Consider the following 19,652-nt stretch of genomic DNA (forward strand, 5'->3'; position numbering starts at 1 on the left):
AGGAAAGTTTTGATATAATTTACAATGTTAGAAATGCCAAACTCTGAAAAGGGACGGTAAAACCAAAGCAAAAACTGGGAGGGGTAAAGATGAGAAAGTTCAAGTGGATTTTTGTGGTAACGTTAGCTGCACTTTTACTGAGCACATTTACTTTTGCTGAAGTTAAAGCGCAAGATTTAAACAGAATGTTCTACGAAGCCAGAAGAGACCGAGATGTGACCAAGATACAAAACGTGATAAAAACGATAGAAGCAACATTACACTTCGACAAAGATACAACACTCTTAACAATCCTTGCAGATGCGTATTTGGAATACGGCCTGTGGGGAATTAGCGACAAAGAAAAAGAAAAAACCTACGAAAAATCACGCCAGTATGCTGAAATGGCTTTGAAACTCGACCCAAAGAATGGAAGAGCGTCTTACATCGCAGGTGCTGCAATTGGTAGGCTCGCACAATACAAAGGCATTGTTCAAAGTCTATTCATGCTTGGTGATTTTGACAGATACATCGACAACGCAGTTAAATTGCTTAACGAAACTGATGAAGAACAAAGACTTTATAAAACCTTCGCACTCATTGCGTCTGGTATGAGATACAGGGATGTCCCATGGCCGCTCTACAACTACAAAAAATCCGAAGAACAGCTTAATATGGCAGCTAAACTAACTCCTAACTACTCAAACATATACCTTGAGCTTGGTTATTTGTATCTAAAAACCGGAGATAAAACTAAAGCGAAGGAGATGTTTGAAAAAGTTATTTCAATGGGTCCACATCCGTGGCTTATCAAAACACACGAGGATGCTGTAAAAAGTGCACAGGAGGAATTGAAAAAACTCAAATGACCGTAACTTGCATTGGAAAGTTAAACATCGATTTTAACTACTCAGTAGACACTATAGAGATTGGAAAAAATCATGTATCTGAGAATGTAGAAACTTCTATTGGTGGTAAGGCGACAAATATCGCTGTTGCACTGAGAAAGCTAGGTATCCTGACACAACTTATCGCGAACATCGGAGACGATGAGCTCGGCACAAATGCAATTTCACAGCTGCAATCGTTTGGTGTAATTCCTCTAATCAACGTGAAGCCCGGCACACGCACGGGCTTCACGTTTATCGTTGTTGAAAGTGATGGAACAAATACAATGTTCAACTATCTTGGAGCGAATGCAACACTTTGTGTTGAAGACATTGCGTTGCACGAAAAAACTCTAAAAAACTCTGACATAATCTTCTACCAGATAGGTGCAGGAGAATCTGATGAAATACTTTCATACTTAAAAACCTTAGGCAAACCCATCTTCCTCGAGTTGTGCAAATATGTAGAACCAAAAATACTTGATGGGATAGATTTCGTTTCACTCAACGAAGAAGAGGCGTTGAAGATAACCGAAACAAAGAACACGTTTGAAGCGTTAAGTACTTTGTTGGATTTGGGGATAAAGAATATATTCATGAAACTTGGTGCGAAAGGCAGTATACATGCTTGCGAAGAGAAAATCACATATGGGAAACCATATACGATAGATGCACTTGATACAACAGGCGCGGGTGACGCTTTTAGCGCAGGATGTATATATGGTATTCTAAACAATTTTCCGGTCGAGAATATCCTCTCTTTTGCCAACAGATGTGGAGCACTAACATGCACAAGGAAGGGCACAACGCGGGCATTTCCAACGATTGAGGAAGTACAAAAATTCAAAGAGTAAAACCATCTACTTTTTTATTAAATTGCCCATCACTCTATTTTTCCACTCCAATGCCATGCATACTACCATCCATACCATTGAATGCAAAGGCAAAACAAAAAACCGATGGGGTCTGAACACCCCATCGGTTTGCTTTGACGTTAAAATGAAACTATCACTGTCCGAAGATTGTCCACCAGACATAGATTGGCTGCGAGTCGGTGCCCAAATTCAATCCACCAAAGTCATCAATTATAGTCCATGTGGTTCCAGCTTTTAGAACTCCGTAAACAGGGATGTCTTCACCGTTCAATGTTACTGTTCCTTGGATTGTAATATCTGTCGCTGCTGGTAAGAGCGTTTGTATACCAAATGAAATTTGACCTGAGAGTAACGACAAATCGTATGTTTGATTTCTTGCGTATGCCACACGACCGTAAACTCCTCTTAGTAACGGATCAACAACCACAAATTGTGGGTCTTTCAGTGTTGAGAGGTTAGTGCTGAATTTAACTTGCAGTGTCGAATTAAAATTGACATTGAGTTGTGTTGCATCTGGAGAAACTCCAAAGCCGACGAAGGAAGCTTGCCTTTCCTCAGCCATTCTCAAAGCAATGGCATAACCTCCGGGAATACTTTCTCCATCGTAAGGAGCCAGAGCTCTATCCCAGTGGTCTGGTCCACCAACAAATATGTCGTAAGTGCCGCTGTCGATGTGTGGGAACCTTGCTATACCATCAGGACCTGTTTTCGCATAATAGCATGAACCATTGTCTCTCATCATTGATACAAAGACCGTTGGGACTCCGAAATTTCCTTTAGCATCCGTAACAACTACTTGGAACTCTTCGACTCCACCTTGTGTCGGAAGAGGACCTTGCAATGCTGCATCGAGCTTTACCAGACCATAACCGGTATCGTGATCCCAACCATTTCCGTTAAAATCGAATGCTGTGTTTTCGAGTAATTTTCTTATCTGCCATGGTTTTGCGTTCGGGAATTTTTGTAGCAATACAGCAACAACACCTGTTACATGCGGTGCAGCCATTGAGGTTCCTTGATAGTAATCATAAGTACCGCCATTTGTTGCAGGAACGTTTTCGTTGTGCCCTTCGTATCCGATACTATCTTCGCCAGGAACCGTCGAGAGAATCGTAACTCCAGGTGCGCCAACTGAGACTCCATCGCTTCTGCTTGAAAAACCTGCCACTCTAAATGTTCCACCGTAGTAGTCAAGAGCAGCAACTTGGATAACACCAGGATAACCTGCTGGATATTGATGGTGTGAATCTGATGTATTGTTACCAGCTGAGACAACCATGACAACTCCATGCTCCATCGCATAATCAAATGCTTCTTTCATTGTGTAGCTGTAACCCCAGCCACCCCAAGAGTGGTTCATTACCTTTGCACCATGGTCTGTTGCCCAAATTATACCTGCTGCGACATAATCGTCGCCAACGTAACCATTTCCACCAACAAGTGCTGGGTCATCGAATATAACTATCGGCATTATCTTTGCACCAGGTGCAACACCAACGATACCTTTTCCATCTTTCTTTGCCGCAATCGTTCCAGCAACGTGTGTTCCATGTGAACCACCGTAGGATGAATCTGTTCCTGCTGGGAGTTCTTCATCAAATGCCGGTCTGTATCCTGCGATAACTTGCCCTTCCAAATCTGGATGGGTGCCGTCGACACCAGTATCAACAACCGCAACGATAATATTTGTTCCCGATGCTTCTTCCCAAAGCTGTTGTGTTACACCAATTGCCTCAAGGCCCCAGAGTTCGTTGGAAAGTTCTTCACCGTAATCTCTTGCAGTACTGTTCAACCCAGGTTTTCTGATTTTGTACATATCAGGATTTGGCTTCACAACTGTTGGTTTTATGAGCTCCCTCTTGTAACTTGGTTCAACATACCTGATACCTTTAAGTGCAAGTGCCTTTATCTTGTCGTATGCTTGTTTAACCGTCATTCCATTGAGTTTTATGGAGACCACTTTAATCTGTGGTAATTCGAGCACTACTTTACCGTTAACTGCTTTGACTATTTTATCTACTTCCGACCTATCGTTGTAACCAACGAGGATTTTACCCTCGGTATATTCCCCGTCCCTCAATTCACCGAAGAGTATATGGTAACCCTGAGATTTTATCTCCGGTAACGATGCTAAATCTTTTGCTTTGCTCCTTGGCTCAAAACTCGGATTTGCACATGAAAAGAGCGCGAGAATAAGAGCAACAATGGAAGCTATCAACAATACTTTTCTCATCGCAATCCCCCCTTTCTTAGTTCTCACCGGTTACAAATCTGTGGTAAATCTCTGTTTTAACACCCCACGGATCAACAAATCCGGCTTCATCAACCTTTATCGCATAAGCAATACTTCTGTCCGTTGCGTCAATCACCATCGCAACTAACAGTTCATTACCCCATTCATAAACTTTGTTAGCCTGGAGCTTGTTGTATGGATACCACGCTCCAGCTGCAAAGTCTATCCAGCGGTATGTTCCTGATGTAAAGTCACTAAAGTTAAATTCGACAGTTGGAGTATCTGATGTGGTGTAGAAAATACTGTAAGAACCTGCTTTTGGATCCTTTCCTATCGAATAGTAGCAGTAATCATTCACAACCTCATCGTATAGCCAGATGTCATAATAGTATGTGACTGTTCCTTCTTCGGTCCTTGGGACTCCATTGAATCTCCACTTGAATGTTGGATCTCTTGAAACATTTGTTGAACCGTTGACTGGGCTTTCGTAAACCACGTCAAACATTGGTAGTGGAATTACGTTACCAATAACTGTGTACGGTGTTTCAAATCCATCGTAAACTGAAGAGACCGCATAGTAGACTTTCTTCATTGGCTCAAGCTCTGCTGAGTAATCGCGGTAGTAATAGTACGTATTTGGAACTGTTGCAATTGGTTCATACGTTACGTTGTCAAAGGACCTATAAATCCTGTAAGCCTTTGGCATTGTTGTTCCGGATGTTGAATACCACGGTCTCCAGCGTACTTCAATGTAGAGGTTCTGACCTTTGCCTGCTGCTGTCGGATTTGTTCCTTTCTTGTAGAACTCAATTGCCTGGTTTCTCGTGTAAGCAAGTATGTTGTAACTCGTTGGCGCTATTGCTGTGTATTTTTGAACAATATATGGAACAATGCTTGAAACTGGTTGTCTGATAACATTTATATAAACTATCTTTTCATATCTGTTGTCGTTTTGGTCATAAACATCTATCAATACAGGTGTCATTCCTTCAAATTCTTTCGCTGACTGGGTTGCAAGTATAGAACCAGAGTAACCTATTGTTCTTGGATTTGTGAAGGTTCCGGTTCCAGGAACACCACCAACTTTAACATACCAAAGGTTGAATGCGTATTCCGTAGATGTTGCTTGTCCAACAACGCTTATTGTATTAGTAGTCAGATTCGAACCTGGCAACAGCATATTTCCGTTAGCATCATACATTTCGAACTCAAGTTCGAATGGTTTATCAGATGTTGTTGGTCCAAGCTTTGCAACTCTTAATTGAGTTTCAAACTTCACTGTTTCAGCATGCCTTAGTCTTAGACCTTCGATGTACGTTCTTGCATGTCCAGTTTTCTTAATAACAATGTCAAAGTCTGTTGTAGAAGATAGCAGAACGTTGCTGAAAGATGCTTTACCTGTTTCATCCGTGGTTGTAGTTGCTACCGTGTTAGTTCCAGCTCTAAGTTCTACCGTCGCACCTTGTACAGCTGCTCCGGATTTGTAGTCTGTTACGTAAACAGTAAGACTACCTGCTCCATCGTACGGAGCTTTAACTTTGAACGTAAGGTTAGCAATTCCACCTTTGCCGTCTGAAACCTCGATTGTTACATTCTGAGCATCTGTCGACTTCGTTGTGGGGAACCAGTAGTATTTCTTTCCTATAACATACCCCGGACCAGATTTTACCGTAAAGGTTAATGCATCACCATCTGGGTCATACGCGTAATCTGCAAGATTAACAGTTACAAGCTTACCAACGTTTGCAATTTGTTCTGGAACGGGCAAAACATTTGGAGCCCTGTTTGTTGGTGGTACAGGAACAACAGAAACTCTCAACTGACCGTAAGTGAAAGCACCTTTAGAATCCGTTGCCTTAAGCAAGAATATGTAGAGCCCTTCAGAAACACTTGCTGTGCTCCATGTCAGTGTTTTGTTAGTGATACTTGCACCAGTGGGGCCACTTTCTATCGTTATCGTTACTTCATCGCCATCTGGATCCGTAACTTTGTCTTCTAATGCGTAATTCAGAGATTCACCTTTTTGTATTTGAATACCATCCTCAGGCAAGTTCCATACAGGAGCACTGTTTGGCAAAGGATTAACTGTGACTACCAACGTAGCATAGGATTCTCCACCCTTACCATCGCTTGCTTTCAATGTAAAAGTAAATGTTTCAGAACTGGTTGGAGTGAATTTGAATGTCTTGTTCGTGATCATAGCTCCGTATGTTTCTCCAACGATAGTTATCGTTACTGGGTCACCATCTGGGTCGCTTACTTCACTCGAGAGGTCAAACGTCAGTTCTTGACCAACCCTGGCTGTCTTTGTGTAAGAATAGTTCTTCCACACCGGTGGTTTGTTGAACAAGTTACCTACCTGCTCACACCCACTCAGTGTGAGAATGAGCAAAAGTACCAAGCCGATGGCTAAAAATGCCGCTTTCTTCACCTTAATCCCCCCTCTTTTGAGATGTGGTATTGCGAGCTAAACTTGAAATTTTAAAAGCCCCCCTACAAAACGGCACGTGATGGCATATTAAATTATACAATTTTTTGTAAAGCAATGTCAACATCGTCAGAAATCCAACTATGCCTTAAAAATCCTTGCGTTTAAGAAATTCTTTCAACAAAGCAATGGTATGTTCGTAATCTTTCTTGCTAATCACGGAAACAGGCGAGTGAATATACCTTGCCGGGACGGAAACAACACCCGCCGGAATACCCGTGAGCGCGTATCTTCTTGCGTTTGTACCACCAACAGTGCGCATTTTGTACTGGAATGGTATGTTGAACTGCTTTGCTGTTTCGATAAGCTTTTCAAATATTGCCTGATGAACCACATATCCGCTGTGCATAAATGTGATAGCTGGTCCATCACCAAGGTGTGTTGACCACAGTTGTTTCTCGAGTTCCGGGTCATCTCCACTTGTTGTTGTCTCAACAGCAATAGCAATATCTGCTTTGAGTTGTTCGGCGATTATCGCAGGTCCTCTTAGCCCTGTCTCTTCTTGGACTGTAAAGGCAAAGTATATATCGTTTTGTGTTTCGATATTCTCATCAATTAAGTCCATCAACACACTGCATCCACACCTATCATCCAACGCTTTTGCGATGATAAAGCCTCCTTGCTCTTCGTAAGGTGTGATAAATGAAACATAGTCTCCTATTTTAACTTGCTTTTCAGCTTCCGCTTTTGATTTCGCTCCTATGTCGATTTTTAGTTCACTGTATTTCGGCGCGTTCATGTATCCATCTTTTTGCAGGTGTATCGCCTTGTAACCAATTATACCAACAACATCTTTTCCAATCTTTACCTTTTTTCCAATGATTACCCTCGTATCCACTCCACCAACTGGTGCGAAGGAAAGAGTTCCATCTTCGTTGATGTTAGTGACTATGAATCCTACTTCGTCCATATGTGCATCGAGCAAAATTTTCTTTCCATTGCCTTTACCTTTTTTAAAAGCAATTAAATTCCCCATTCTGTCTATAAATATCTCATCAACTTTCCCAGAGATTTTTTCCTTTATATATTCTCTCACTGCGTCTTCATTTCCCGAAGGTCCACTTATTTCTGTGAGCTCTTTCAGGTATTTGAACATCATTCTCCCTCCTTAACTGAGTCTGCGTTTTGCGACTCTTCATATTCGATTTCTGGCAAGTGTGCTGCGGAAAACGCAAGCAGTTTTGCCGTGTCCTCAACGTCTTTAACGGCAATTTTTTCATACGGGTTATGCATGTATTTTAATGGTATAGATATTAGTGCTGTTTTAACACCAATTCTTGTAAGCTGAACCTCGTCGGTATCAGTTCCTGACCTTCCTGCGATAGGTTCTATTTGGGTCTTTATGTTGTATCTTCCAGCCACCTTGTTTATATGTTCTACAAATTTTCTATTTGTCACCGGCCCAACCGCAACAGCTGGCCCTTCACCTATTTTGATTTTTGGATAACCTGGAACATCCTCGTCTCCGTGTGTCACGTCGATAACTATCCCATATTCGATTTCCGATATATATGCCCCGCTTCTCGCACCCGGTCCACCGATTTCTTCTTGTGTTGAGAATACATAATAGACCTCTGCTTCGGTCTTGATTTTGCTAAGTAATTCAGCAGCCTTTATTATCGCAACACAACTTGCCCTGTTATCGAGCGCTGGCGCAAAGATTGTTCCATTCTTTTCAAAACCTTCTGTATCAAGCGTAACTAAATCCCCTATTGATATATCTTTCCAATTTTGATTCATAGACACATCTACAAAGATGTGATCGTAATCCGGCACTTTTTTCGATTCCTCAGTTGTCTGAAGGTGTGGTGGCATAAATCCAACTACACCTCTCAGTTTCCCGTTCTTAGTATGTACCCATACCTTTTGGCTAATTACTGTTTTGGGATCCCATCCACCAACTCCTGAAAGTCTCAGAAAACCATCATCGTATATCTTAGTAACCACAAACGCTATTTGATCAGCATGCGCAAAAAAGCCAATCTTTGGTCCGTTCCCTTTTTTCACACAGACCAAACTCCCCATCGGTGTTTTGAAACATTCATCAACAAAAGGTTTCACTATCTGCTCAATTTCTTTTAATACCTCGTCTTCGTATCCAGAAGGTCCAGGGATTGATGTTAATCTCAAAAGTAGTTCATTTGTTTTCAGTTCTACTTGTTTATTAGCCAACTTCTATCCCTCCTATCTTACTATCGTATTTTCCGACCTCTATTCGTCCTGCTTTTACATGGAGAATAACTGGATAGTTGAATTTTTCAGTAAATGTCCCTTTCAAATCCGATATTTGGACAAAAGGCGCCTCGAAGCTCAGAGCAATGATAACAGACTCCCTGCCTTCGTTTATCCCCGCCCTCACCGTGCCTTGACACCGCCCAAAGATGACGACACTGCCACCAGCAACGATTTCGGCTCCCGCGTGTAAATTGCCTACCAAGATAACATCACCGGAATGAATTATACTCTGCCCACTTCTTAAATTCTTCTTCACTAATTTAGTACCTGAACGTGTATCACCTTGATTGACCATATCAACTTTCTTTCTAATTATCACATCATTTTTCCCTTCGGAGCCCATCAGAACATGAGAGATAGTGAGTCCAAGCTCCTGAACTCTTGCCACTATTTTTGGGATATCAGAGATGTGTTTTTCGTGCTCTTCCACCAGTAACATGATTTTGTCGCCTTTGGCAAAGAAATTCCCCATAGCCTTGACTTTGTCCTCTATCTTCTGAAGGACATCAACAATATCTGTGTAATCTTTTATATATAACACCAATCCGTCCTTTGTCATCTTGAAATCGACCATCGCCATACCCCTTTGCTTTATTTTAGAATATTATCGTTTCTATCTCGTCAATCCATTCAGAAACATCTATCGGAGAAATCTCTTTTACCAAACGCTTGAAATTAAAGAAATTTTCCCTGAAAGTATCTATCTTGTTACCTGAGTTGATTTCAACTGCACATTCCAACAACGCAGCCAGATAATCAGCTGTACGAACAATCCTACCTGCCTCACCTGAGAATGGTTCGACAGCACAATCGACGTATTCTCTAATTGGTGTCAAAGCTTCGCAACCACTAATCCATTCGATAGTCATTTCTTTTTCAACATTTGCCACAAGTTCGTCAAGACCTGCCACCTTTTTTTTCGTGGGGGTTATGACATCACCTGTGAACGCCTCAGGAAGGTCGTGGAGTATGCTTTTGATGATTATTTCTTCAACATGCTCAAACTTTAAAAGCTTGGCAATCAGGTAAGCTATTGTGACAACAATAAAAGAATGTCCGCTGACACTTGTTCGCACATTCCTGTGCGTTCGGTTCCAGCGAACCATCGATGTGAGGTTCAGCAGAGGTGTCCAAACATATTGAGCGATTTCCCAGTATTTTTCCAGTTCTGTTTGCGGAATTGTTTGAGATATGTTGTCTATCTTCTCCTTAAGCTCTTTCAACGGTTGCCTGTAATCGTATAGTTTGCCATTTTCTTGCGCCTCAAGATAGCTAACGTAAAGGTCGGCAAGTTTATCCAAGGGGTTACACTCTTGTGTTTCAGTGACAAGAAGCTTTACAGTTTCTTCATCTGCAAAGTTTTTTAAATCGTCGAGTGCTTTTTTCCTAACTTCATTCCACACTTGTGGAGCAAACCGTTCTATACGTTCTTTCAACTGCAAAGAGACATCGGAAAGCACGATTTTTGGTAGCTCACGAGATAGTCGCCAACGCAAACTGTTTTCAAGCGCTTGGCTTTTTCTGGTGTTGTCCATGTTTTGAATTGTGATAAAAACAAACGAAAGAAAAAGCGTATTAAAAGAATTATCCGCCTCAGTGAATCTCAACAAGGCTGGCCGATTGTTCCAACGTTGGATGGTGAAAAGATTGGTTAAAGAAAATAAAAATGTTCCCTTCCCCAAAGAGACCACCCCTTAGTCTTCTTAATTTACATTATACCACAGGATGGCGGGAAAGTGGAACATTGACTATTCAACAATATATGCCAAACATTGCATGTTTAACCACGGTCGTGCTTAATTTTTTTGAAAACTCTTAAGAATTTGTCTGTATAGGCATCAAAGTGTTATTCACCAACATATGAAGGTCTTTCTTTTTCTTCTTTTCTTTGTACATACGTTCATCGGCAAACTTGAGGATTTCAAATAGCCCTTGGTCATTTTCTATGGGAACTATTCCATAAGAAAAGCTGATATCAGACAAGTTTTTAATCCTTTCAAGAAGTATTTCTGGATTTCCGGAATCAACGAATAGAATAAATTCGTCTCCACCGAACCTAATAAGTATGTCTGTTTTTCTCATGTTTTTTATGCACGCTTGAGCGAATGATTTAAGCACTTCATCGCCTATTAAATGCCCATATTCATCGTTGATTTTCTTCAGATTGTCAATATCTATAAAAATAATAAACGCATCCCTACCGGTTCGCTTAACACTTTCTACAGCACTTTCCAACAACTTTAAACCAGCTGCTTTTGAATATGCTCCGGTAAGTGAATCGTAAAGTGCCATTTCGGCCATTTCTTGGTATTTTAGAATATTTTTGTAGTGCGTTTCGGCAATGTTCGAAATTAAGTTTAACACTGGAACGTCTTTATCGTTAGTGTCCGAAAAATAAACGTTTATTCTCACATGCTTGGAAGAGAAGTTATACAAAGTTCCTGTTTTGGTGCCTAATATTTTAACAAAGTTAGGGGTCATAACCCTCACACCGCTGGCACTTGTGTGCATGTAAATAGCTTTTGCAAGTTTGTCCACAAACTCCCACTCGTCTAATTCACTCAAAAAACTCAAAAAATTCACAAGATTGACGATTAAATTTATAGGCAATGTTGGCATTTCTTGAGCAAAAAATGTGTCAAGTTTTTCCACTACGTTCACCTCTTTTCATTCTTCTCAAACGATTTATCGGAAAAATGGGTCTAAAATTTTAGAAGAGGGAGTATAATAATAACGACATGTTAAATAAAAGGAGGTTTGAAGATGGGTTTTGAGACTAAATTTAGACCTGCTTTTTCTTTAACCGAAACAATCGTAGCACTTTTGCTGATAAGTATTGTTTTTATGATTATCACAACCGGTGTTTCGGGTGTTCTCCAATCTCTCTCATCTATCCAAAATCAACAAAAAGCGATAGAACTCCAAAATTTCATTGCACGATACATCTACATCCAAGGGTCAGTTGGACAAACTGCAATCGATTTGGACGCTATTAACAAAGGTTTTCACAAATCAAACGAAAATCAAATCTCTTATCCGAAGGTTATAAACCTCTCATCGACAACAACAACTTTTTTTGTTAAATACCTTTTTACAATCGAGCGTGTCCCAGGAAAGACTGAAGAATTTGTCGTTTATCAGTACAAATCATATTAACCTAATAACAAAGAAGGTAGGTGTAAGTATGGAATTAACAATTTCTGGTTTGATAGCAAGTATGGTTATAATGGTGTTTGTTATAGCGATGTTAGGTCTAATCTTCAACCTATCACTTAATGTGCTCAATCAACAGCAAGAATATGCCGCGTTTTATGCGGAAGCTCAAAGTATAACAGATATATTGGACAACATTTTGACGCAAAGTGTATGGAATGATGAATGGGTGGATGCGCAAGGTAGGCCTCAAGCTGCGGAGATTGACCCAGATGGTAGGTTTGTATATTTGAAATTCTTTTCACCGCTTGGTATGAATGTAGTCACTGTCAAGAAAAAACTTGAATTTGTGTCAGTAGGCGACAGTGTGATAATACGGTTTGACGGCAAAGATCTGATCAGGACATCTAAGATAAAATACATTTTGATTTCACTGCAGACTAAAGAAGAACCCTCAGGTGCGATAAAAGACCCAAAATTTCTTGAAGTCACGTTCATTCACAATAACGGAAAAATAAAATATTCTGTTCCATTGCTAACTGCTCTAAGCAGTTCTTCTTAAACTTAGGTAAGAAAATTTGAGGAGGGACTCGCATATGCAAACAAGAAACGGATTCATGACTGCCTTAGTGCTCATCTTCCTAGTGGTTGCAAGTATCATGCTTTTGACCCTGTATCAACTTGTAGGCAACTACAGAACGAACGCTATCAGAATGCAAGTCTCATCGCAACTCGGGATAGATGCGCTCAACTTATTAAACATCGGAGCTGGATTTATGCGAAGTCGTTCGACAGGGGTTTTGGGATTCAACATCCCGTATCAAACAGGCTTACCTTCTTGGTACACTGATTTCAAATCAAAACTCAGTGAGGAATGGAAAGATTTTTTTGAAGTCTATGCAGATAACAAATCTTTCTTAATTGCTGAAATAACACCAGGTGGTAGTTCCGCTACTGAAAGTCAAATACATGACGAGCTTGTTGAATACTTGTCAAATAGGAAGCTCTCAAATGTTTCAATATATGCCATCAAGTCTAAAAATCCGTTTTCTGCTCTGGTTATTGCAAAGGCAGAAAGAGAAGGAAAAGGTGTATACGCTTATGCGATAGTAACCTCAAAACTTTTGAACCAATACGTTTACTTCACAAATAGCGAAAAACGTTCTGATGGAACCACAATCTACTTTCACGCAAACGACCTGATAGACGGACCCATTAGATCACACGATTATATAAACATAAATAACGCAGGTGGAAAGCCAACGTTCACATCGCCAATAGAAATCCTTGGAATAAAAGATATGAACGGAAACATAGTAAACCCTGCTGATTATAGCAATTTTGCAAACTTGTTGGGAAATCCAACATACAGGTTATTGACAGAAGCAGATGTAGCCGCACTCGATTTTAATGCGATAAAAAATGAGTATAAAAATTCCATAGCCTCACTTGTAAGAAGTTACGATGAGATCCGTTCACAACCCTTGGTGCTCAGTGGAATAAAGTTCAACAGTGATATCACTATCAGTTTTGCTCATGGGCAATCTGTGAGTAACTACGATATAAAAATTTCCCAAGGTAACACCGATTACATCATCTCGTGGAACCCTTCTTCTCCGGATGCCAGGATAAGAAAACAAGGGGGCGGTCCAGCAGAGGAATTTAATATAAAATTTAACGGTGTTGTTTACGCAACTGGAGATATAACTATCGATGGTCCAACGGAATTATCAACTTACAAAGGTAACTACACTCTTTTTTCCGAAAATGATATCATCATTAAAGACCGTCTTATTCCTTACGATACTTTTGCAAGTCAGTTCACCAATAATGAACATGGTAACAACGGTGATTCGGTCAGTGAAACCAAGCTCCCAAGTATAAAAGATTTCGTAAACACACAGGAAACATCTTCTTTAAACCTGGTTGCCATCAACAACGTAAGGGTTGGTAAAAAGCTAACAAATATGAAGATTTTCGCAAGCTTGTTTGCATTCGATGGTTCATTCACAGTTGATGGTTACAATACCGGCAGTTCCTCTGAGCAACTCTTTGTGTTCGGAAGTATCATGCAAAACTACAGAGGACCTGTTGGCACGTTCGATCCACGCACTGGTCGAACAATTACGGGATATTACAAAATATATGCATACAACCCAAGGATAATGACGGGGGCATATCAACCCTACGGAACCCCAGCAAGGTCTCAAACGGTTTCTGTCAAGGTCGTAGGAATTGTAAAATAAAATTTTGATAAAAATCATTTTTTACAAAATATCCATGATACAATAGGTTATACCTAACAATAGACAGTGTATTTAATTTGGAGGTGCGCTTATGAGTTTGGCAGAAAATGAAAAGAAAACTATTCTAAAAAAACTTATTCTTTTGCCTTTTATTGTGGTCACGGTTATCGATTTACCTGCACTCTTGTTCAGCTATTATGTCTTTGCGGCCATTGGGAATTACCCTGTTGTAAATATACTTCTTGGATATCTAATCAATTTAGTTGTGCTCCTCCCGGTCGTACTTTTTTTGATTAGGACTAACGTGGGAAAGGCATTCGAGGGCAAAGGTTTTAACATCCCAATATACATGTCTGTGGTGTTGTTCACTGCCAATATAGTGGCAGCAACTATCGTGGGGCTTTTTGCAAGTAAATTAGCTCCGCTTCCCGAAAGCGCACTTATGCTCAGATTGTCTGGTGCACTTGCAATAAATATGGATATAATTGCACTTGTGTTGTATATTTATTCAAAGATGAATGTTGCTCAAGTAGTCGATAGCAAGATATTTCATAAATTCATGATTCCAACTACCACAAAGTTGAGTGTGGGCGTTATGGCTGTATCACTTTGGATTGGTCCCGCACTGCTAAAATATGCGACGCTCGCTTTTGAGATTGAAAACTCTGTACAATTCAAGCTTGTGTTAATAAGCATTGCGCTGAATATTGTAATCGCAGTAGTTACCATCGTTCTTGCAAGGAGTGTTCTAAAAGGTCTGCCGTCGCTCAAGCAAGCATTTGAAAAGATTGCAACTGGTGATTTGACATACAGGGTTGAGGTTAACTCTATAGACGAATTCTGGCAAATCAATTCGCTCCTTAATCATGCAGTGGAAAGTATTTCAAGGCTTATCTCTGAGTCAAAGAACGCTTCCGAAAAGACGGAAAAATCACTTGAAACATTTGAAAGAACTTTCGCTAACTTCGAAAATCTATCAATCTCTTTTTCTGCAGTAATTGAGAAACAGCAAGAGGATATCTCTCGCATCTCCGCATCTGTCGAAGAGATAAATGCAACTATTGAGGAGCTTTCAAGCCAATCACAAGGTCTAAGCAACCTTGCTGCCCAGGCAGCGGAATTAGCAAAGATGCTTGAAGAAAGAGCAGCACTTGGAAGTAAGGAACTTGAAAATGTCAGGAACATTACCAGTGGTTTTGTGAAAGAATATGAAGAACTAAGAAACGGAATTAGAGACCTGAGTTCTGCGACAAAGAACATAGGCAGTATTATCGAAACCGTGAGGCAAATAGCAGAGCAGACCAATTTACTCGCTCTGAACGCAGCCATTGAGGCGGCAAGGGCAGGTGAAGCAGGAAGAGGTTTTGCAGTTGTTGCCGATGAGATAAGAAAATTAGCAGAACAAACAAAGACTTCGACTGATACAATAAACTCAACAATATCGGCAGTGGATACATATTCCAAAGCTCTGGAAAGTCAGATAGAAAAGCTTTACACGGAAGTTGAGCAGACTGAACATGGTTACAAAAGAGTTTCAGAAAGTTTTGAACAGATAGCCAAGTCTATATCAGAACTAACAAACGTAATAGACAACGTTGCGGCACATTCACAGGAGCAGACAGCAAGTGCGGAAGAGATGAGTTCTGCATCCACAGAGATAGTCCACAGTATACAGGCAATCGAAGAAAGTGGTTCACGTATACTTGAAAGCATGAAGGCGAGCGTTGAAGAAATTGGAAATATCCGAAGACAAGTCGAGCAACTTAGGGACGTTGTTGATAGGTTAGTTTCCGAGCTCAACAAATTCAAGGTGTGAAAAGATTCAAAATACCAAAAGAAGCTCCCCAGATGGGGAGCTATTTTTATTTATTGCCTGTTACAAAGAGATAGTACTTCTCAGGTGCAATAACCACGGGTGAAATTTTGAAGTTGTAATCACAGTTTACACTCAGCGACAAGGAGTTATTTTCATTATCGTTCCACATCACTGCTATTAGTTCCGGTGCCCATTCGTAAGGTTTACCTGGTTGAAGCTTTGCATCAGGTAAATCTTTCCAAGCGTAGCTGCTCATGTTGATTGTTACAATTGATGAATCGCTTGTAAAGTAAGGAACATCAACAATTGGATAATGAAAAATTCCACTATTAACGGTTAAGTCGTATATCCATATATCGTAAAGATATTTGATTTTCCCTTCGTACTTTTCTACACCAGATATTTTCCAGCTAAATGTAGGAGATAAAGAGACATTGGTTGCTCCATCCAAAGGGGAAACATCCGTTATCTCAATCATAGGCAGCGGCTCAACACTACCAAGGAATACTTTTGGTCCTTCTATTCCACCATATTTCGAAGCTATAGCATACCAAACCCTACTTCCAGGTTTAATATCGCTTGTGTCATAGTAGGTGTCTTGTTTTGAACTAACAACTGTGAGTTTTTCATACTTTATGCCATCGTATGATTTATAGATAACGTATCCATCAGGTTCATCCGTTTTGCTTTTTTGCATGCTTTCAGACCATCTTTTCCAAGAGAGCTTTACGTATAGGTTTGTAGAACTTTTGCTTTGGTTTGGCATGCTACTGTCCTGGGTTGAGTAATATTTTGTAGTCGTGTTCAGATTGTAGGCAAAAACCGCAGGTTGGTCGGCTTCTACCACATAAGGATTAACTTTCAAATCCGTTAATTTGGTTACCGTAAGAGGAACAACAACCTCGTATCTATTATCGTTTACATCGTAAGCATCTATAAAAAGATATACCTTTCCTGAGAAAGGTGTTAAATCTAACTCCCCTTCAAGAACATTAGACTCAGCAAACAGCCTTGGAGAAGCAAGATATTCAGCACCTGGCGGATTACCCAGTTTTGCATACATAAAAGATACGGGGAAATTTGAAGTTGTGCTTTGCGCTGAGATATAGATATAAGACAGTCCAAAAATGTTGTATATAGAGTTACCATCAAAGAGTAATTTGGAAACTTTGTTTTTTGAAGTGTAGATATCGAACAATATGTTCATTTCATTTTGATTTTGTTCTGATGGCAGTAACTTTGTCTTTCTTAATGTCGTATTAAGCACGAGTGGTGAATGGATGTTTAAAATCTTTATAGTAGTCTTTGCATGTCCGTTTTTCGAGATTCTTAATAAGTATGGTCCTGAATACAACTTAACACTAAAACGCACTTTTCCATCACTTGTTCTCTTTGTATCAACGACACGCCCATCTTTGATAAGCTCTACGTTCGCATCATCAACAGCTGGACCACTGTTGTACTCAGAAACGTAAAGCGAAATCTCAACATTTTCTGTAGCCGGTTTTAGGATAATACATGAACTAAGTAACATTAAGAAAAGTATAATTACGGATGCAAAGAATTTATACACCCATCCTTTAGTCATTTGTCGCACAAATTCACGCTCCTCAATTAATTCGTTTCTATTTTGAACTCTTTTATTCCAACTTACCAAAAAGTGTCCACCATGCATATGGACCTTTGTTATCGTAAATGTAAGTTTCCGTTGCGTCTTTGAGTATCTTTCCACCAACCGATATGTGCGTGCCGTTGATTGTTAGAGTTCCAGAAACGGATATATTCACGTCTGCTTTTTGAGAAACTCTTAGCTTTATTAAATAACGCCCACTTAGCTCTGAAAAATCAACGGTATTGCTTGCTAAATCTTTTGTAATTTCGTATCCAGTTTCCGTTGGTAACTTCGTCACATCCACAAAAACGATTTGGGGATTCACTGCAACTTCCGGTATATCTATTTCCAGGAATGCTTGTGAGGAAAATCTTACAATATCGGACTTATTTTCGTTTAAAGTTTGATGGAAAGTCAACGTTCGTTCCTCTGCCTTTCTATGAGCTATTCGCATCAATCCCTCAGAATTTTCCTTCGAATCTGGACCGCTGACTATTACGTTGTAATCACCTGTGTCTATACCAATAAACTTCGCACTTCCTTCTGCGTTTGTTTTGGCAAAATACCGAACATTTCGCCCATTCCTCGCAACGCCTATAAGTGAAACACTCACTGAAGGTATGTTCCACTTTCCATACGCGTCTGTAACAGTTATGTGGTAATCTAATCCTCCGTCTACCGGTAAGTTCTTATTGACTGCGCTGGCATTTATCAATCCAAAACCAGCCTTTTCGTCGTAACCTTCAGTTCCGATATCAAAAGCGGTTTCTTCTAACATCTTTCTTATTTGCCAAGGTTTTGCATTCGGATATTTTTGCAACAACAAAGCCACTAATCCAGACACATGTGGTGTTGCCATTGATGTTCCTGTCATGTAACCATAATAACCGTTGTTTTCCGCCAAAACAAAGCTCCTTCTATCGTACCCTCTTGAACCTTCCTGAGGCATTGTTGAAATAATCGAAACTCCGGGTGCACACACACTTATCATCGGACTACCACTGGAAAAGTCCGCAACAATATAATCTCCTCCGTTGAATTCCACAGCACTTACTTGTATAACTCCAGGATAATTCGCCGGATATTGGTAAGATTGTATTGATTTCGAATTACCCGCTGCTGCGACCACAACCACCCCTCTTTCGAGTGCGTAGTCAAATGCATCTTTAAGTGTCTGTGAATACCCTGCTCCACCCCACGAATTGCTCAATACATTCGCTCCATTATTAACTGCCCAAATTATCCCTTTTGCTGCGTAGTCATCTCCCACATACCAACCTCCGTTATCAAACAACACCACAGGCATTATTTTCGCGCCTGGCGCCACGCCTGCAATTCCTTTTCCATCAGATTTTGCAGCAATCGTACCTGCCACGTGTGTCCCATGTGAACCTCCAAAGGATGAGTCAATACCCTCTGGAAGGATTTCATCTGTAGATGGTCTGTAACCTTCTACCACTTGCCCTTGCAAATCTGGATGGGTCCCATCGACACCGGTATCTAAAACTGCGATGATAATACCTTCGCCTTTGTATCCATTATTCCAAGCATCTTTAATCTTAATAGCCCTGAGCCCCCACAGGTACAGGTCAAGTGACTCACCTGAGTAGTTGGTGTATCCAGATAGCTTGGGAACGAAACCTTTTGTTTCAAATTCATCTGCTCGAGCAGTTATATCAGTTATATCAAACGGAACTAACTTTCTAACATAGACGTATTCAGCGTATCTTATTCCATATTTTCGTTTTACCATTTCGTTTTCCAAAAGCTGTAATGTTTCGCCTGCATTTTCAATCCTTACGGAGATTACTTTAATCTCTGGAATATGAACAACCAGCTTTCCGTTAAGTAAGTTCAAAATACTGTTGATTTTTTCCTCGTCAGAGTAACCAATGAGAATACGGTCAGCGTAATATTCGTTACCATTTTGCTCAACAGAAATTGTAGATTCTAGTGGCAGACTTTCCTGAGCATGGGTTTCTTGTTGCAGGCAGGAAGTTAAAGAAAGTAAAAGCAAGCTGAAAGTGAACGATAAAGACGAGAAAGAAAGAAGTAAACTTGCAAAAGACGTGCCTAAGTTCCTCAGAGTAATGATCGCTTTAAACTTCTGAAACTTTTTCATTTCGAA

Annotated in this window: 15 protein-coding genes; 6 read left to right on the forward strand and 9 right to left on the reverse strand. The window is 40.3% G+C overall.

Translation table 11 applies throughout. The features are described from left to right. Positions 1–89: 89 nt before the first annotated feature. Positions 90–848 carry a tetratricopeptide repeat protein gene (locus FERPE_RS06570; protein WP_014451855.1) on the forward strand — a complete coding sequence of 253 codons (759 nt, stop codon included), beginning with the start codon at positions 90–92 and terminating at the stop codon, positions 846–848. Continuing rightward, the gene (locus FERPE_RS06575; protein WP_014451856.1) at positions 845–1,720 is read left to right on the forward strand and encodes a carbohydrate kinase family protein; all 876 of its coding nucleotides are present in this window, start codon (positions 845–847) and stop codon (positions 1,718–1,720) included. Before FERPE_RS06570 ends, FERPE_RS06575 begins: the two co-directional genes overlap by 4 nt. Before the next feature lie 154 nt (positions 1,721–1,874). On the opposite strand, the gene FERPE_RS06580 is transcribed toward FERPE_RS06575, so the two are convergent. From FERPE_RS06580 to FERPE_RS06610, 7 genes are all read right to left on the reverse strand, one after another. Then, positions 1,875–3,974 (reverse strand): S8 family serine peptidase, encoded by a 2,100-nt coding sequence (locus tag FERPE_RS06580; RefSeq protein ID WP_014451857.1) that lies wholly within the window; start codon positions 3,972–3,974, stop codon positions 1,875–1,877. A gap of 16 nt (positions 3,975–3,990) precedes the next feature. Continuing rightward, a complete protein-coding gene (locus tag FERPE_RS06585; protein WP_014451858.1) occupies positions 3,991–6,405 on the reverse strand; it encodes an Ig-like domain-containing protein in 2,415 nt (804 codons plus the stop codon). A gap of 145 nt (positions 6,406–6,550) precedes the next feature. Beyond that, positions 6,551–7,558 carry a M42 family metallopeptidase gene (locus tag FERPE_RS06590; protein ID WP_014451859.1) on the reverse strand — a complete coding sequence of 336 codons (1,008 nt, stop codon included), beginning with the start codon at positions 7,556–7,558 and terminating at the stop codon, positions 6,551–6,553. Next, a complete protein-coding gene (locus tag FERPE_RS06595) occupies positions 7,558–8,634 on the reverse strand; it encodes a M42 family metallopeptidase (RefSeq protein ID WP_014451860.1) in 1,077 nt (358 codons plus the stop codon). Before FERPE_RS06595 ends, FERPE_RS06590 begins: the two co-directional genes overlap by 1 nt. Further along, complete coding sequence (gene minC, locus FERPE_RS06600; RefSeq protein WP_014451861.1) at positions 8,627–9,271, reverse strand: septum site-determining protein MinC; 645 nt, start codon at positions 9,269–9,271, stop codon at positions 8,627–8,629. Before minC ends, FERPE_RS06595 begins: the two co-directional genes overlap by 8 nt. A gap of 22 nt (positions 9,272–9,293) precedes the next feature. Continuing rightward, positions 9,294–10,388 carry an HD domain-containing protein gene (locus FERPE_RS06605; protein ID WP_211204745.1) on the reverse strand — a complete coding sequence of 365 codons (1,095 nt, stop codon included), beginning with the start codon at positions 10,386–10,388 and terminating at the stop codon, positions 9,294–9,296. 124 nt (positions 10,389–10,512) lie between these two features. Then, positions 10,513–11,349 carry a GGDEF domain-containing protein gene (locus tag FERPE_RS06610; protein ID WP_014451863.1) on the reverse strand — a complete coding sequence of 279 codons (837 nt, stop codon included), beginning with the start codon at positions 11,347–11,349 and terminating at the stop codon, positions 10,513–10,515. 111 nt (positions 11,350–11,460) lie between these two features. Here FERPE_RS06610 and FERPE_RS06615 point away from each other — a divergent pair, with 111 nt between their 5' ends. The 4 genes from FERPE_RS06615 to FERPE_RS06630 all read left to right on the forward strand — a co-directional run bounded on the left by FERPE_RS06615 (position 11,461) and on the right by FERPE_RS06630 (position 15,912). Then, positions 11,461–11,853: a PulJ/GspJ family protein gene (locus FERPE_RS06615; protein ID WP_014451864.1), complete on the forward strand. Its 393-nt coding sequence runs from the start codon at positions 11,461–11,463 to the stop codon at positions 11,851–11,853. Between the two features lie 28 nt (positions 11,854–11,881). Then, on the forward strand, positions 11,882–12,412 hold the full coding sequence (locus tag FERPE_RS06620; RefSeq protein WP_014451865.1) for a hypothetical protein: 531 nt from the start codon (positions 11,882–11,884) through the stop codon (positions 12,410–12,412). Positions 12,413–12,446: 34 nt separating this feature from the next. Beyond that, entirely contained in the window at positions 12,447–14,096 is a 1,650-nt protein-coding gene (locus tag FERPE_RS06625; protein ID WP_014451866.1) for a hypothetical protein, read from the forward strand. A gap of 91 nt (positions 14,097–14,187) precedes the next feature. Further along, positions 14,188–15,912 carry a methyl-accepting chemotaxis protein gene (locus tag FERPE_RS06630; protein ID WP_014451867.1) on the forward strand — a complete coding sequence of 575 codons (1,725 nt, stop codon included), beginning with the start codon at positions 14,188–14,190 and terminating at the stop codon, positions 15,910–15,912. Positions 15,913–15,958: 46 nt separating this feature from the next. Here FERPE_RS06630 and FERPE_RS06635 read toward each other — a convergent pair whose 3' ends face one another. Then, positions 15,959–17,569, reverse strand: coding sequence for a carboxypeptidase regulatory-like domain-containing protein (locus FERPE_RS06635; RefSeq protein ID WP_041262856.1), 1,611 nt, complete (start codon positions 17,567–17,569; stop codon positions 15,959–15,961). Further along, positions 17,553–19,646 carry a S8 family peptidase gene (locus FERPE_RS06640; protein ID WP_014451869.1) on the reverse strand — a complete coding sequence of 698 codons (2,094 nt, stop codon included), beginning with the start codon at positions 19,644–19,646 and terminating at the stop codon, positions 17,553–17,555. Before FERPE_RS06640 ends, FERPE_RS06635 begins: the two co-directional genes overlap by 17 nt. Positions 19,647–19,652 lie beyond the last annotated feature (6 nt).

It is taken from the genome of Fervidobacterium pennivorans DSM 9078, from assembly GCF_000235405.2.
Taxonomy (GTDB): Bacteria; Thermotogota; Thermotogae; order Thermotogales; family Fervidobacteriaceae; genus Fervidobacterium; species Fervidobacterium pennivorans.

Coding starts and splice junctions, on each gene's coding strand:
- FERPE_RS06570 (WP_014451855.1), top strand. CDS start 90: ATGAGAAAGTTCAAGTGGATTTTTGTGGTAACGTTAGCTGCACTTTTA.
- FERPE_RS06575 (WP_014451856.1), top strand. CDS start 845: ATGACCGTAACTTGCATTGGAAAGTTAAACATCGATTTTAACTACTCA.
- FERPE_RS06580 (WP_014451857.1), bottom strand. CDS start 3,974: ATGAGAAAAGTATTGTTGATAGCTTCCATTGTTGCTCTTATTCTCGCG.
- FERPE_RS06590 (WP_014451859.1), bottom strand. CDS start 7,558: ATGTTCAAATACCTGAAAGAGCTCACAGAAATAAGTGGACCTTCGGGA.
- minC (WP_014451861.1), bottom strand. CDS start 9,271: ATGGTCGATTTCAAGATGACAAAGGACGGATTGGTGTTATATATAAAA.
- FERPE_RS06615 (WP_014451864.1), top strand. CDS start 11,461: ATGGGTTTTGAGACTAAATTTAGACCTGCTTTTTCTTTAACCGAAACA.
- FERPE_RS06620 (WP_014451865.1), top strand. CDS start 11,882: ATGGAATTAACAATTTCTGGTTTGATAGCAAGTATGGTTATAATGGTG.
- FERPE_RS06625 (WP_014451866.1), top strand. CDS start 12,447: ATGCAAACAAGAAACGGATTCATGACTGCCTTAGTGCTCATCTTCCTA.
- FERPE_RS06630 (WP_014451867.1), top strand. CDS start 14,188: ATGAGTTTGGCAGAAAATGAAAAGAAAACTATTCTAAAAAAACTTATT.
- FERPE_RS06640 (WP_014451869.1), bottom strand. CDS start 19,646: ATGAAAAAGTTTCAGAAGTTTAAAGCGATCATTACTCTGAGGAACTTA.